12 protein-coding genes are annotated in these 14,093 nt (G+C 38.4%); 5 read left to right on the plus strand and 7 right to left on the minus strand.

The genetic code is table 11. The annotated features are described in order from the left end of the window. Nucleotides 1-15: 15 nt before the first annotated feature. The 4 genes from R2R28_RS08245 to R2R28_RS08260 all read right to left on the minus strand — a co-directional run bounded on the left by R2R28_RS08245 (nt 16) and on the right by R2R28_RS08260 (nt 4,029). Nucleotides 16-1,395, minus strand: coding sequence for a nucleoside permease (locus tag R2R28_RS08245; protein WP_316825207.1), 1,380 nt, complete (start codon nt 1,393-1,395; stop codon nt 16-18). A 183-nt stretch (nt 1,396-1,578) separates the two neighbouring features. Next, nucleotides 1,579-2,193 (minus strand): bifunctional nuclease family protein, encoded by a 615-nt coding sequence (locus R2R28_RS08250; RefSeq protein WP_316825208.1) that lies wholly within the window; start codon nt 2,191-2,193, stop codon nt 1,579-1,581. A gap of 51 nt (nt 2,194-2,244) precedes the next feature. Further along, entirely contained in the window at nt 2,245-3,213 is a 969-nt protein-coding gene (locus R2R28_RS08255; RefSeq protein ID WP_316825209.1) for an electron transfer flavoprotein subunit alpha/FixB family protein, read from the minus strand. A 78-nt stretch (nt 3,214-3,291) separates the two neighbouring features. Continuing rightward, nucleotides 3,292-4,029: an electron transfer flavoprotein subunit beta/FixA family protein gene (locus R2R28_RS08260; protein ID WP_316825210.1), complete on the minus strand. Its 738-nt coding sequence runs from the start codon at nt 4,027-4,029 to the stop codon at nt 3,292-3,294. A 128-nt stretch (nt 4,030-4,157) separates the two neighbouring features. Here R2R28_RS08260 and R2R28_RS08265 point away from each other — a divergent pair, with 128 nt between their 5' ends. Continuing rightward, a complete protein-coding gene (locus R2R28_RS08265) occupies nt 4,158-4,493 on the plus strand; it encodes a tetratricopeptide repeat protein (RefSeq protein WP_316825211.1) in 336 nt (111 codons plus the stop codon). 51 nt (nt 4,494-4,544) lie between these two features. After that, a complete protein-coding gene (gene chrA, locus R2R28_RS08270; RefSeq protein WP_316825212.1) occupies nt 4,545-5,762 on the plus strand; it encodes a chromate efflux transporter in 1,218 nt (405 codons plus the stop codon). A gap of 453 nt (nt 5,763-6,215) precedes the next feature. Here the strand turns inward: chrA and dnaB are convergent, their stop codons facing one another. Continuing rightward, nucleotides 6,216-7,778 carry a replicative DNA helicase gene (dnaB, locus tag R2R28_RS08275; RefSeq protein ID WP_316825213.1) on the minus strand — a complete coding sequence of 521 codons (1,563 nt, stop codon included), beginning with the start codon at nt 7,776-7,778 and terminating at the stop codon, nt 6,216-6,218. A gap of 200 nt (nt 7,779-7,978) precedes the next feature. Between dnaB and rlmB the strand changes: the two genes are divergently transcribed. Further along, nucleotides 7,979-8,746: a 23S rRNA (guanosine(2251)-2'-O)-methyltransferase RlmB gene (gene rlmB / locus R2R28_RS08280; protein WP_316825214.1), complete on the plus strand. Its 768-nt coding sequence runs from the start codon at nt 7,979-7,981 to the stop codon at nt 8,744-8,746. Between the two features lie 64 nt (nt 8,747-8,810). On the opposite strand, the gene R2R28_RS08285 is transcribed toward rlmB, so the two are convergent. Both R2R28_RS08285 and R2R28_RS08290 read right to left on the minus strand, forming a co-directional pair. Beyond that, the gene (locus tag R2R28_RS08285) at nt 8,811-9,902 is read right to left on the minus strand and encodes a mannose-1-phosphate guanylyltransferase (protein ID WP_316825215.1); all 1,092 of its coding nucleotides are present in this window, start codon (nt 9,900-9,902) and stop codon (nt 8,811-8,813) included. Nucleotides 9,903-9,917: 15 nt separating this feature from the next. Beyond that, on the minus strand, nt 9,918-10,886 hold the full coding sequence (locus tag R2R28_RS08290; RefSeq protein ID WP_316825216.1) for a KpsF/GutQ family sugar-phosphate isomerase: 969 nt from the start codon (nt 10,884-10,886) through the stop codon (nt 9,918-9,920). Nucleotides 10,887-10,977: 91 nt separating this feature from the next. Here R2R28_RS08290 and recQ point away from each other — a divergent pair, with 91 nt between their 5' ends. Together recQ and kdsA are read left to right on the plus strand one after the other, a co-directional pair. Next, nucleotides 10,978-13,167 carry a DNA helicase RecQ gene (recQ, locus tag R2R28_RS08295; protein WP_316825314.1) on the plus strand — a complete coding sequence of 730 codons (2,190 nt, stop codon included), beginning with the start codon at nt 10,978-10,980 and terminating at the stop codon, nt 13,165-13,167. 111 nt (nt 13,168-13,278) lie between these two features. Continuing rightward, nucleotides 13,279-14,091: a 3-deoxy-8-phosphooctulonate synthase gene (gene kdsA / locus R2R28_RS08300; protein ID WP_316825217.1), complete on the plus strand. Its 813-nt coding sequence runs from the start codon at nt 13,279-13,281 to the stop codon at nt 14,089-14,091. The last annotated feature ends 2 nt before the right edge of the window (nt 14,092-14,093 follow it).

Genomic DNA, 14,093 nt, shown 5'->3' on the forward strand with positions numbered 1-14,093 from the left:
AGAGGTTAATGGGAATTATAAATGGTTAATGGCTTCTACTTCTGCACGGGTATGTTTGTGTTTAAAAATAACCACAAAAATAACTGCAATTACTAAAACATAAATGGTGAACGATAGCCAGATATTGTGCCAGTCTTTTACATCCAAAGCCCTGCTTAAATCACCATTCTGTAATACGCTGATACCTTTGTTTTTTAAAAATTTGAGCAAATGTGTATTATCTGCTTCGCTATTTACATATTTTGATAACGAACCAATATTATTATAATAGGTGGTGAAATATTTATTGATCATCCAGCCTGATATCAGACTTCCGAAAACGGCACCGAAACCGTTGGTCATCATCATAAACAAACCCTGTGCAGATGAGCGTGTTTTAGGTGTGGTAGAAGTTTCTACGAATAACGAACCCGAAATATTGAAGAAATCGAACGCCATACCATATACAATACATGAAGTAATGATCATCCATAGGTTGGCTGATGGATCGCCAAAAGCAAACAGCGCAAAACGTAATACCCATGCAAACATGGCAATTGCAATTACCCATTTAATGCCAAAACGTTTCAAAAAGAATGGAATAGCAAGGATAAAAAGCGTTTCTGATATTTGTGAGATGGATAAAATGATGGTAGAATATTTGATTACAAAAGAATCTGCAAAAACAGGAAACAATTTAAATTCATCTAAAAAAACATCACCATAAGCATTTGTTAATTGCAAGGCAGCGCCCAAAAACATAGAGAAAATGAAAAACAAAGCCATTTTATAATCGGCGAAAAGTTTAAATGATTCTAAGCCCAGCTTTTGTGCAAATGTTTTCTTCTCGCTGATTAAATTTAAAGGTTTACAGGCGGGAAGGGTAAAAGAATACACGCCTAACAGTAAAGCACTAATGCCTGCTATGTAAAATTGGTTGGCACTTGCTTTGTTACCTGTTAAATTGGTAATCCACATGGCTGCAATAAAACCTACCGTACCCCAAACACGGATTGGAGGAAAATTCTTTACTACATCGAAATTGCCGTTTTTTAAAGTGGTGTAACTAATGGAGTTGCTTAATGCAATGGTAGGCATATAAAAACACATGGCCACCAATATTACCCAAAAGAAAGTATGTGGATCTTCTACCTGAGGCAGGTAGAACATGGTAGCGGCATAAAGGATATGTAAAATGGCGTAAAGTTTTTCTGCATTAATCCATTTATCGGCAATAATACCGGTTATGGTTGGCATAAATAGCGATGCAATACCCATTGTAGAGAAAATGATCCCGAAATCTGCACCGTCCCATTGTTTGGTTCCGAACCAGTAATTTGCAATCGTAATTAACCAGGCAGCCCATACAAAAAATTGCATGAAACTCATTATAGTTAAGCGAAACTTAACGTTCATAATAATAGTTTAGTTTGATTATTGAAAGTAAAAGCTGAATATAGAACTATTTTGAATCATAATCCAAAATGAGCTTAAATTATTTTAAACAATTGGGCTCATTTTGGTATTTAGCTTTTTATTTGTTGATTTTTAGAGAAAATCTGAAGGGATTTTGATCTGTTGGATGGTTTTGACTAAAAATTAAGAGGTTCCGCGTTTATTCAGTTCGTCACGTAACCTGGCTGCTTTTTCATAAGCTTCTTCAGCAATGGCTTCCTGTAACTTTTGCTGTAGTTCTTCCAGGGTAAGATCGCCAAAGCCCTGTTGTTTACCCGCACTTGGCAAACTGTCGGCCTCTGGTTCTTTGGTGAGTGAGTTCATATTCTCCAGAAAAAGAAAATCATTTCCTTCGATTACAATTCCGGCAGATGCCAGAATAAATTCGTAGGTATAAATCATGGCATTAAACCTCACCGCCAAAGCAATGGCATCAGAAGTACGTGCATCAACCTCGTGTGTGTTTTTGCCATCGCTACAAATCAGTTTTGCATAAAAAACACCATCAACCAGGTTGTAAATAATTACCTCCTGAATATTGATATGAAAAGTATCAGCCATCGATTTAAAGAGATCGTGTGTTAATGGCCTGCTGGGAGTCATTTTCTCAATTTCTATGGCAATGGCCTGGGCCTCAAAAGCACCAATAATAATCGGTAGGCGACGGCGTCCATTTACTTCTCCTAAAACAAGGGCATAAGCACCAGATTGAGTCTGGCTGTAAGATAAACCTACAATATCTAATTTTACTTTTTTCATATTTTTGGTAAGACCTAATAGGTTTAAAAAACCTATTAGGTCTATAAGATATTATCCCTTATGTGCTTTTAATGCTTCAATTAATTTTGGTACCACTTCAAAAGCATCGCCAACAATACCATAATCGGCCACTTTAAAGAAAGGTGCTTCAGGATCTTTGTTGATCACCACAATAACTTTTGATGAACTCACACCAGCTAAATGCTGGATAGCACCAGAAATACCAATGGCGATGTATAAATTAGGACTAATTGCAATACCGGTTTGACCAACGTGTTCTGAGTGTGGTCTCCAGTCTGCATCCGAAACTGGTTTAGAACAAGCGGTAGCAGCCCCTAATAAACCAGCAAGTTCTTCTATCATTCCCCAGTTTTCAGGTCCTTTCAGGCCTCTGCCTGCCGATACCACCAACTCTGCATCCGGTAAAGAAACTTTATCCGTAGCCCTTACAATATCTTTAATTAGTGTACCTAAATCTGATTGTTTAATATCAGCAGCAAAGTTTTCGATGGTAACATCTGTTGCATTTTCTTTAACACCAAAAGCATTTGGATTTAAAGCAATTACTTTGTTGGCTGATGTTAATTCGGTAATGGCGAATGCTTTACCAGAAAAAGCAGTTTTCTTTACGGCGAATTTACCATCATTACTTGGTAGTTCAACAGCACCATCTGCCAAACCTGCTTTAAGTTTTACTGCAATACGCGGTGCTAAACCTTTTCCTGAGAATGAGTTAGACAAAACAACAACATCAGCGCCTTCTTTTTCAGCTGCAGCAGCAATAACGCTGGCGTAGGCCTGGTTTACGAAAGTTTTTAACTGATCGGCACTTACGTTTAATACTTTAGATGCACCGTATTTTCCTAATTCTTTTAACTCACTTTCTGCAACATCGCCAATAGAAATAGCGGTTAACTGAGTGGATTGTTGGCCGGCAATGGCTTTGGCATAAGAAACTGCTTCAAAAACAGATTTCTTGAATTTACCTTCAGCTTGTTCTACATATACTAATACTGACATATAATTTAATTCCTTAAAGGATTTTAGTAAAATTTAATTTTTTAATTATTTAAAAGCCCCCTCCAGGGGATTTAGGGGTTATATCACTTTAGCTTCGCTATGTAACAAGCTGATTAACTGTTCTGTTTGATCGGCAGGAATTAGCTTTACCGTACCGCGTGGGGCAGGAGTTTCGTATTTTGTAACCTTGCTTACTTCTTCTATCGCAACGGCATCAACCACGGCCAAAGGTTTTGTCCGGGCGCTCATGATACCACGCATGTTTGGTATTTTAGGCTCGGCTACACCTTCTGCACAGCTTGCAATAAATTTGCCAGAAACGGTTAATACTTCTTTACCACCTTCAATTTCTCTTTCAATTGTTGCAGTATCACCTTCAATGGTTAATTTTTTAATGATGGATACCGAAGGGATATCTAAAAACTCACCAACCATCGCCGCAACCTGATTACCGTTATAATCGATAGATTCGCGACCGGTTAAAATGATATCAAAATCTTTGTCTTTTGCATATTCAGCAATCTGCTTCGCTACAAAATAAGCATCTCTTGGGGCTGCATTAACCCTTACAGCATCATCAGCACCAATAGCCAAAGCTTTTCGGATGGTTGGATCGTTTGCGGCTTCGCCTACGTTAATTACAGTTACTGTTCCTTTACCACCTTCGGTTAGTTCTATTGCTCTTGATAAAGCGATTTCATCGTAAGGGTTAACAATATATTGCACACCTGCCGTATTGAATTCGGTATTATCATTAGTAAAAGTTATTTTTGTCGTCGTGTCTGGCACGTTACTGATACAAACTAATATTTTCATATGTTAATAGTGGTTTTTATTTAATGAACGATCTGGAACCGTAATTGTTCGTGTTAATCGATTCATATATGATATCATTATTATATAAGGTCTTTCTGCAAATTTAATTAAAAAAGCAAGGAAATAAAATGTCATCCACCCGTTTAAGTAAGTTATTAGAATTTTTAGAGAACGATCCTAACGATCCGTTTATACTATATGCCTTAGCTACAGAGTATAACAGTCTAAATGATAAAGAAAAAGCCTATTCTTTTTACCTTCAGTTAACGGATAAACATCCTGATTATGTAGGTACTTATTACCATTTTGGGAAATTATTGGAAAAAGAAGGGGAGAAAGAGAAAGCAATTGAAACCTACCAGAAAGGAATGCAGGTGGCCAGAAATAAGCGGGATATGCATGCTTTTTCTGAGTTACAAGGTGCGTACAACTCAGCCGCGGGTTTAGATTATGAAGATGATTAAGCCAGTTTCCAGTTGTCAATTTTCAGTTAACAGCTATTAGTTTTTGAATTAATGCAAACAAAACCCATCGCGGCTAAAAGACAATGGCTTTTTATCCGGAATGTAATCTTTTTTACTTTTACATCTTTTGGAGGTGCACAGGCACACCTGGCTTTATTATTAAAATATTTTGTTCAAAGTACAAAGTTTATTTCTGAAGAAGAACTTTTAGAGCTAAATGCGCTTGCACAGGTGTTACCTGGCCCGGCTTCTACACAAACACTGGTAGGAATAGCCTGGAAGGTTGGTAAGCTTAAACTTGCCATTATAACCTTTTTGATCTGGATTCTACCCACTGCAGCGATCATGACTTTTGCAGCCATTAGTTATGCCTTACTGGATCAGAAACAGAAATTTAATGATATCCTGGAATACATCCAGCCCATTGCTTTAGGCATTGTAGCTTATGGTGCATGGAAACTGGGCAAAAAAGTTTTATCCTCGCAGGTTTCTATTTTTTTAGCCATTGCCTCTGTTATTGTTACCCTGGTTTTAAGGAATGCTTATGTATTTCCACTGTCTATTTTAATCGGTGGAATGATTTCTTCTGCCATTGAGACGCCAAAAGAAGAAACAGAACTAAGGGTTAAACTTTTTTCGAACATTAATCCAAAAAAACTGATCTACTTTTTAGGTGCTTTATTACTGTTTGCATTGGTTGGGGCCATTATCAACAGAACATCACCTTTTAGTTTACCCATCCGCCTGCTGGAGAACTTTTACCGTAACGGGATATTGGTATTTGGAGGAGGGCAGGTACTTGTTCCGTTGATGTTTACCGAGTTTGTAGACATGAAACATTATTTACCTTCATCAGGATTTTTATCTGGTTTTGCGCTTCAACAGGCTTTGCCGGGCCCTACATTTTCTTTTACCAGTTATCTGGGCGCCCTGAGCATGAAAAATTTTGGCTATGGCTTATGGGGACAGATTTTAGGTGGATTAATTGGTGTAATTGGCATTAATTTACCTGGATTAATCCTCGTTTTATTTATCGTACCTTTTTGGGATGACCTGAAAAAGATCTCCAGGATCCGCCACAGCCTTTCAGGAATTAATGCGGTGAGCGTTGGTTTTATTATTGCAGCATTTGTATTGTTATTAATCCCTATGGGTTTTAACTGGGTGTTTTTAGGTATAATGCTCGCTACATTTCTGTTGCTCAACTTTACTAAAATTAGTCCACCTTTAATTGTGCTGGCAGGCATACTGATTGGATATTTATTTTAATACCATGCTAATTAACAGATTGTTATCAGACTCATAGATAAGGAGTCAGAACTTGGAAAGCAAACACAGTAAACTTTGGGCTAATGCAGTCCCGCCATCACTGCTGCTCCGATAAAGAATCGGGAGCATTCGTTTTATCGGGTTTAAATTGGTTGGTTCCCTGCTACTAGGCCAGTTTTCCGTGCCTGAGTTCTAGCTTTTAACCTGAGAGATCTGGTACTTGTGGGTATGGTATGGTAATATGAATGACATGAAGATTTTCGTGCATTTTAGCTCGTGTGGGGTCGTCATTGCGAGAAGGCTTTTTCAGCCGACAGCCTGCCCCGGGGAAGTAATCTTACAACGATGCAATGACGATCATTCTATTAAGTCTGCCATTGATAGCAGAAAAAGCTAAAACCTTTATGTAAAAATGAGTTTTGCTTCGAATAATGGATAGATGACTACTAATTACTAAAACGGTGGATCGTCATCATTATAATCATCCATTTTAGACGGACGGATAATTACGTTGCTTTGTTTTTCAAAATCTTGTGAAGGGTACATTCCGGCAGATGGATCTGCAGCAAACGAATTTGGCGGTGCATTAAAATCATCTTCCAAATCGGTGAATTTCACAAATTTACCTATGAATTTAAGTGGTACAATTCCGGTTTCACCGTTACGGTGCTTTGCAATAATTACCTCACCAATGCCGGCTTGCGATCTTCCTTGCTCATCCTCGGTAATACCGTAATATTCAGGACGGTACAAGAATAATACCATATCTGCATCCTGCTCAATTGATCCAGATTCACGTAAATCGGATAACATTGGTCTTTTTCCCTGTAAACCAGGTCTGCTCTCTACCGCACGACTTAACTGCGAAAGTGCCAATACCGGAACATCAAGTTCTTTAGCAACCGATTTTAGCGCCCTGGAAATACTACCGATTTCCTGTTCACGGTTACCACCTCCCTTGCCTTCGCCTTTACCATGCATTAACTGCAAGTAATCGACAATTACCAGCTGGATATCGTATTGTGATTTTAATCTCCGGCATTTAGCCCTGAATTCAAATATATTTAACGCAGGGGTATCATCAATTAATAGGGGAGCCTCGGTTAAACGGCCAATTTTACTGTGTAGTTGTTGCCATTCCCATTCCTGTAAATTTCCTTTCCTGATTTTTTCCTGTTCGATTTCTGCTTCTCCGGAAATTAAACGATTCACCAACTGAACCGACGACATCTCGAGTGAGAATACTACCGTTGGTTTTGCAAAATCAACTGTGGCGTTTCTTGCACAGGTTAATACGAAAGCCGTTTTTCCCATTGCCGGACGTGCAGCAATAATTACTAAATCCTGCTTTTGCCATCCACCGGTAATCCGGTCTAATCCGGTAAAACCTGTTGGTACACCTGTTAAACCATCTGTTTTGGTCCGAAGTTCTTCCAGAGTAGCTAACGATTGTTTAATAATATCGTCCATTTTTTGCGTATCCCTACGTAAGTTATTCTGGGCGATTTCAAAAAGTCCTTTTTCAGCCTGGTCCAATAAATCGAAAATATCGGTAGTATCTTCGTAGGCATTGGTAATAATTTCGGTTGAGATCCTGATTAATTCGCGCTGGATATATTTCTGAGAAATAATCCTGGCGTGAAATTCAATATTCGCTGCAGAAGCAACGCGGTTGGTTAAATGTGTAATGTAATAAGCGCCACCTACCATTTCCAGCGATCCCAGGGTACGTAACTCTGAAGTTACCGTTAAAATATCAACTGGTTTCGATTTTTGAAATAAAATATGGATGGCTTCAAATATTTTCTGGTGGGCGATGTTGTAAAAAACCTCAGGCTTTAAAACATCGATTACCGCAGATAAGGCGTCTTTTTCGAGCATCAATGCACCTAACACGGCTTCTTCCAGGTCTAATGCCTGTGGGGGTATTTTCCCCTGTGAACTAATGGTATTACTTAACCTGCTTTTTCTAGCAGTCATACTGTTCTTTCCGCCTTGTTCATTATCGATACTCATTCAACAAAAGTAATCAAATTTTGACGGGGTTGTTTGAATTAGTTACTAGTTGTTTGTTAACAAATTGAAGTATAATCAGATTAAATTTTAAGGGCTTTTATTCGATCTTGAAATTTTTTAAACAATTAAATGTGAATAAGGATAATATAGATTAGGGCTGAAACATTTAATTGAATACTTTTGCCTAACAATTTCAAAACATGGATAATTTTAGAAGACCGCAACGCGCAAAAGAGAATAATGAGTTTGTATTTGGCATAAGGGCCGTAATAGAGGCCATTAAAGCAGGAAGAGATATTGAAACCATTTACCAGCAACGCGGTTTGGGCGGCGATCTTTTTTTAGAATTAAAAGGCCTTTTAAAAGATACTTTGATTCCTTTAAACTCGGTTCCTGTTGAAAAACTGAACCGGATGTCGCAGAAAAACCATCAGGGTGTAATTGCTGTGATTTCTCCAATTACTTATCAGAATATTGAAGATATTGTTCCTGCCGTTTTCGAAAAAGGAGAGGTGCCATTAATATTGGTTTTGGATAGTGTAACCGATGTGCGTAATATGGGCGCAATTGCCCGTACGGCGGCTTGCGTGGGTGTTCATGCCATTGTAGTACCCTTAAAAAATGCGGCACAAATAAATGCCGATGCCATTAAAACTTCAGCGGGTGCTTTATTTAATATTCCGATTTGTCGCCACAGCAATTTGCATAAAACCTGCTTGTTTTTACAGGAAAGCGGATTGCAGGTTGTAGCCTGTACCGAAAAAACAAATGATTTTATATATGCTCCCGATTATACCATGCCTACAGCCATTGTAATGGGCTCAGAAGATGAAGGTATTTCTAATGATCTTTTACGTGTGGCCGATCACCTGGCTAAAATACCAATGTCGGGTAAAATCGAATCGCTAAATGTGTCAGTAGCTGCAGGCGTAATTTTATACGAAGCGGTTAGACAAAGAGGGGTGTAAGATGGATGATGTAAGATGGATAATGTAGTTTAATCCCACATTATCCATCTTACATCATCCATAGTTATATGAACTTGTTTCCAAATCTGGATTTAACTTCTGCGACAAATTCTTTAACGCGTTGTTCCTCGTCTCTCGGGCAAATCATTAGCATATTGTTATTTTCTACCACAATATAATCATGTAATCCTTGCAGAATAACCAGTTTATCTTTCGGAACATTTACCATACAGTTCGATGAATCGAACATAATCACCTGTTCCGAAGGGATAACCGCATTTCCTACATAATCTTTATCAGCCATCTCATAAATAGAGGCCCAGGTGCCTAAGTCCGACCATCCAAAATCAGATGGAAGCACATAAACATTTTCCGCTTTTTCCATAATCCCAAAATCGATTGAAATATTGGTACACTGCAAATAAGCGTTGTTGATAAATGTTTTTTCGTTTTCGGTATTCAGTTCCGATCGGCCCACACTGAATATTTCATACATATCCGGCAGGTGTTTTTCAAAAGCTTTCAAAATGGTTTTTGCCGACCAGATAAAAATGCCCGCATTCCACAGAAAATCGCCACTCTGCAAAAATGATTTCGCTAAATCGAGATTTGGCTTTTCAGTAAAAGTTTTAACCTTGTGCAGGTCTGTATCCGTATTAAGTACGTAATCAGTATGCTGGATATAGCCATAACCCGTATCCGGACGGTTTGGCTTAATGCCCAGGGTAATTAAACAGTCGTTTTTCGATGCTGCATCCAATGATTGTTCAATAGATTCTACAAAACCATCAATATTTGCAATAGTATGGTCAGAAGGAGCAACTACTATAGTTGCATTTGGATTTAATTCAGCAATTTTTAAACTGCCATAAGCAATACAAGGCGCTGTATTTCTAAGTAATGGCTCGGCCAGAATCTGATTTGGACTCAACTGAGGCAATTGCTCTTTTACCAGATCCGAATAAATTTCGTTCGTTACGATAAATATATTTTCGGGGAGACAGATTTTTAAAAACCTATCATAGGTACTTTGTATTAAAGTTTTACCTACGCCAAAAAAGTCGATAAATTGTTTTGGGTATTCTGTTCTGCTTACTGGCCAAAAGCGGCTTCCGACGCCACCGGCCATAATTAATGCATAATAATCTTTATTCATTTTTTATTTTAAAAATTACACAATGCCTTCGTTGAGCAGGTCGTGTAAATGGATGATGCCAAAGTAAGTATTTTGTTCTAGAACTAACAATTGTGTAATGTTGTTTTGTTTAATAATCTCCAGGGCGTCTACCGCCAAAGCATCAAATTGGATGCTTTTCGGGGTTTTACTCATAATATCTTCAGCTTTTAAATCAGCTATAGAATTGTTGTTCTCCAACATTCTCCTGATATCTCCGTCTGTAATAACACCCAATACATGGTTAGCTGAATCAACAACAGCAACAGCACCCAAACGGTTTTTACTAATTTCGATTAATACATCTTTTACGGATGCAGTTGGGCTGATGGAAGGCTTCTCGTTAGATAAAGCCAAATCTCTGGCCTTTAAATAAAGTTTTTTACCCAGCGATCCTCCGGGATGGTATTTTGCAAAGTCTGCTTCGTTAAACTCCCTGCACTCGAGTAAACAGATGGCCAGTGCATCACCTAATGCCAATTGAGCGGTAGTACTCGTGGTGGGCGCTAAATTGTGTGGGCATGCTTCTTTTTCGAAAGATGTATTTAAAATCAGATCAGCCTGTTCTGCCAGGAATGAATTTAATTCGCCAACCATCCCGATTAAAAGATTATTGGATGTTTTGAGTAACGGGACCAATACCTTAATTTCTGGTGTATTGCCACTTTTTGATAAGCAGATTACAATATCATCTACCTGGATCATGCCCAAATCGCCATGGATGGCATCTGCAGCATGCATAAAAATTGCCGGGGTACCGGTTGAATTAAAAGTGGCAACCATCTTTTGCGCAATAATGGCACTTTTTCCAATACCGGTTACAATTACCCGCCCTTTACCTTCTAAAATACGAGTCACAACTTTTTCAAAATCGTTGTTGATGTTCCTGGCAACATTTAATATTGCTGCTGCTTCGAGCTCTAAAGTGCTTATAGCTGACTGAATTATTGATTTTTTACTTTTCAAAGAGAAAATAATTGTCTGTTAATACTTGAAATTCTTGTAAAATTATGTTATTTTGGATAGAAAAATAGCATCGCATATTTTATTACACAAAATGGACGTGAAAAAGTCGTTATTTGATAACCTTCAAAATTTCTTCGGGTTTGATAATTTCAAGGGTGATCAAGAGTCGATCATTACAAATATTTTAGAAGGCAATAACACCTTTGTTATTATGCCAACAGGTGGAGGGAAGTCTATTTGCTATCAGTTGCCAGCTTTAATGAGCGAGGGAACAGCAATTGTTATTTCGCCGTTAATTGCATTGATGAAAAACCAGGTAGACCAGTTAAGGGCTTTTGGTGGGAATGATAGTATTGCACATTTTCTTAACTCATCTTTAAACAAATCTGAAATTACCCAGGTTAAATCTGATCTTTTAAGCGGTCAGACCAAATTATTGTATGTTGCGCCAGAATCCCTTGCGAAACAGGATAATATTGAATTTTTAAATCTGATTAAAATCTCTTTCGTTGCCGTTGATGAAGCGCATTGTATCTCTGAATGGGGGCACGATTTCAGACCGGAATACCGTAAAATCAAACAGGTTATTGCGGGTTTAGGAAATAACATCCCAATTATTGCACTAACCGCTACAGCAACTCCTAAAGTGCAGCAGGATATTATGAAGAATCTTGGGATGACGGAAGCAACCTTGTTCAAATCGTCGTTTAACAGGCCAAACCTGTTTTACGAAATCCGTCCCAAGCGTGATATTACCAAAGAAATCATCAAGTATATTAAATCCAATCCGGGTAAATCGGGCATCATTTATTGCCTTAGCCGTAAAAAGGTGGAGGAGGTTGCAGAAGCCTTAAATTTGAACGGAATCAGTGCGTTGCCTTACCATGCGGGCTTAGATCCGAAAGTACGGGCCGATACACAGGATAGGTTTTTGATGGAAGATGCCGAGGTGATTGTAGCAACCATTGCCTTTGGTATGGGGATCGATAAACCGGATGTTCGCTTTGTGATCCACCATGATGTGCCAAAAAGTATGGAAGGTTACTATCAGGAAACAGGTAGGGCAGGCCGTGATGGCGGCGAAGGTGTATGTATTGCTTTCTACTCTCAAAAAGATGTAGATAAGCTGGCCAAGTTTATGAAAGATAAACCGGTTTCGGAAAGAGAAATTGGTACACAAATATTAAAAGAGGTAATCGATTATGCGGAGTCTGGTGTTTGCAGGCGGAAGCAGATTCTTCATTATTTTGGTGAAAACTTTAATGAAACCGGCTGTAATTGCATGTGTGATAACTGTAAGAAACCTAAAAAACAGTTTGATGCCGAAAATCAATTATCTACCGTATTAAAGTTTATTGAAAAATCAGGCGAAAAGTTTGATGATGCCCATTTGTTAAACGTTTTCTTAGGTTTAGAAACCGCACAAACCATTGCCTACGAACATAGTAAGCTGCCGGAATTTGGTATTGGTAAAGAAGAAGGCGTATTGATGTGGAAATCGATTATCCGCCAGGCCGTTCTAAATAATTACCTCTATAAGGATATCGATAATTACGGTTTATTAAAATTAACCAAACAGGGAAGAGATTTTATCATCAATCCTTATAGCCTTAAATTTATATTAAACGAGCCAATAGAAAGTGGGGCAGATGATGATGACGATGACGTAAAACAAGGCACTGGTGCTTTAGATACACATCTTTTATCATTACTTAAAGATCTCCGTAAGAAAATAGCCAAACAAAAAAGCGTTCCGCCTTTTGTGGTTTTCCAGGATCCATCTTTAGAAGAAATGTGCACGCACTATCCCATTACGATGGAAGAACTTCGCCAGATTTCAGGTGTAGGATCGGGTAAAGCCATGAAATTTGGTACCCCTTTTATCGAATTGATCAAAAAATACGTGGAGGATAACGATATCGAGCGTCCGATTGACCTGATTATTAAAACCCAGGCCAATAAATCGCAGATGAAGGTTTCAATTATTCAAAATATCGACAGACAGATTGGTTTAGAAGATATTGCTGATTCTAAAGGGATAACTTACGAGGAAATTTTGAAAGAAGTTGAATCAATTGTAAACTCCGGTACCAAATTAAATCTCAACTATTTCATTGATGAAGTTATTGATGACGATCGTCAGGATGAAGTATTCGATTATTTCAGGGCGGCAGAAAGCGATTCTATCGATGAAGCCCTGAACGAATTAGGCGAAACCGATTATACCCGCGAAGAAATTCAACTGATGCGGATTAAATTCATGTCAGAACTAGGCAACTAGAGATTGATGGAAGATGGGGGAGGTAAGATGGATAATGTATCTGCTTATCCGTCCCATTTTCTGTTATAGATTTTAGTCCATACATTTTCCATCTTCCATAATACATTTTACATGCTAAACTACTTAGATAAACTTAAAAATACAGATTCAGGAAATTTCTTTTTAATGGCTGGTCCATGCGCTATAGAAGGCGAAGATATTGCCATGAGGATTGCTGAAAAAATTATAGCCATTACTGATAAACTGCAGATCCCCTATATTTTTAAAGGCTCTTATCGCAAGGCTAACAGAAGTAAAGGAAGTTCTTTCACTGGTATTGGTGATGAAAAAGCTTTACGGATTTTAGAAAGAATTGGAAGAGAATTTGGCGTACCAACCGTAACAGATATTCACGAAAGTGGCGAAGCGGCCATGGCTGCAGCTTATGTAGATGTATTGCAGATCCCGGCATTTTTATGCCGCCAAACTGATTTACTGATTGCCGCTGCCGAAACCGGAAAAGTGGTGAACGTTAAAAAAGGCCAGTTTCTTTCTGCAGGTTCGATGAAATTTGCCGTGGAGAAAGTTAAAGAAGCAGGCAATAATAAAGTCATATTAACCGACAGGGGGAACACCTTTGGTTATCAGGATTTAATCGTTGATTACCGTGGCTTACCCGAAATGCAGAGTTTTGGTGTGCCTGTGGTAATGGATTGTACGCATTCTTTACAACAACCTAATCAAAGCAGTGGAGTTACCGGTGGTAAACCCGAATTGATTTCTACCATTGCCAAAGCCGCTATTGCTGTGGGTGCTGATGGTTTGTTTATCGAAACACACCCTGATCCGGCCAATGCAAAATCAGACGGTGCCAATATGCTGCATTTAGATTTGCTGGAAGAAACTTTAACCAAACTGATCAGGATCAGACAAGCCATACTATAATT

Origin of the sequence: Pedobacter miscanthi (assembly GCF_032678605.1) — a bacterium.
In the GTDB taxonomy this organism is placed as follows: domain Bacteria; phylum Bacteroidota; class Bacteroidia; order Sphingobacteriales; family Sphingobacteriaceae; genus Pedobacter; species Pedobacter miscanthi_A.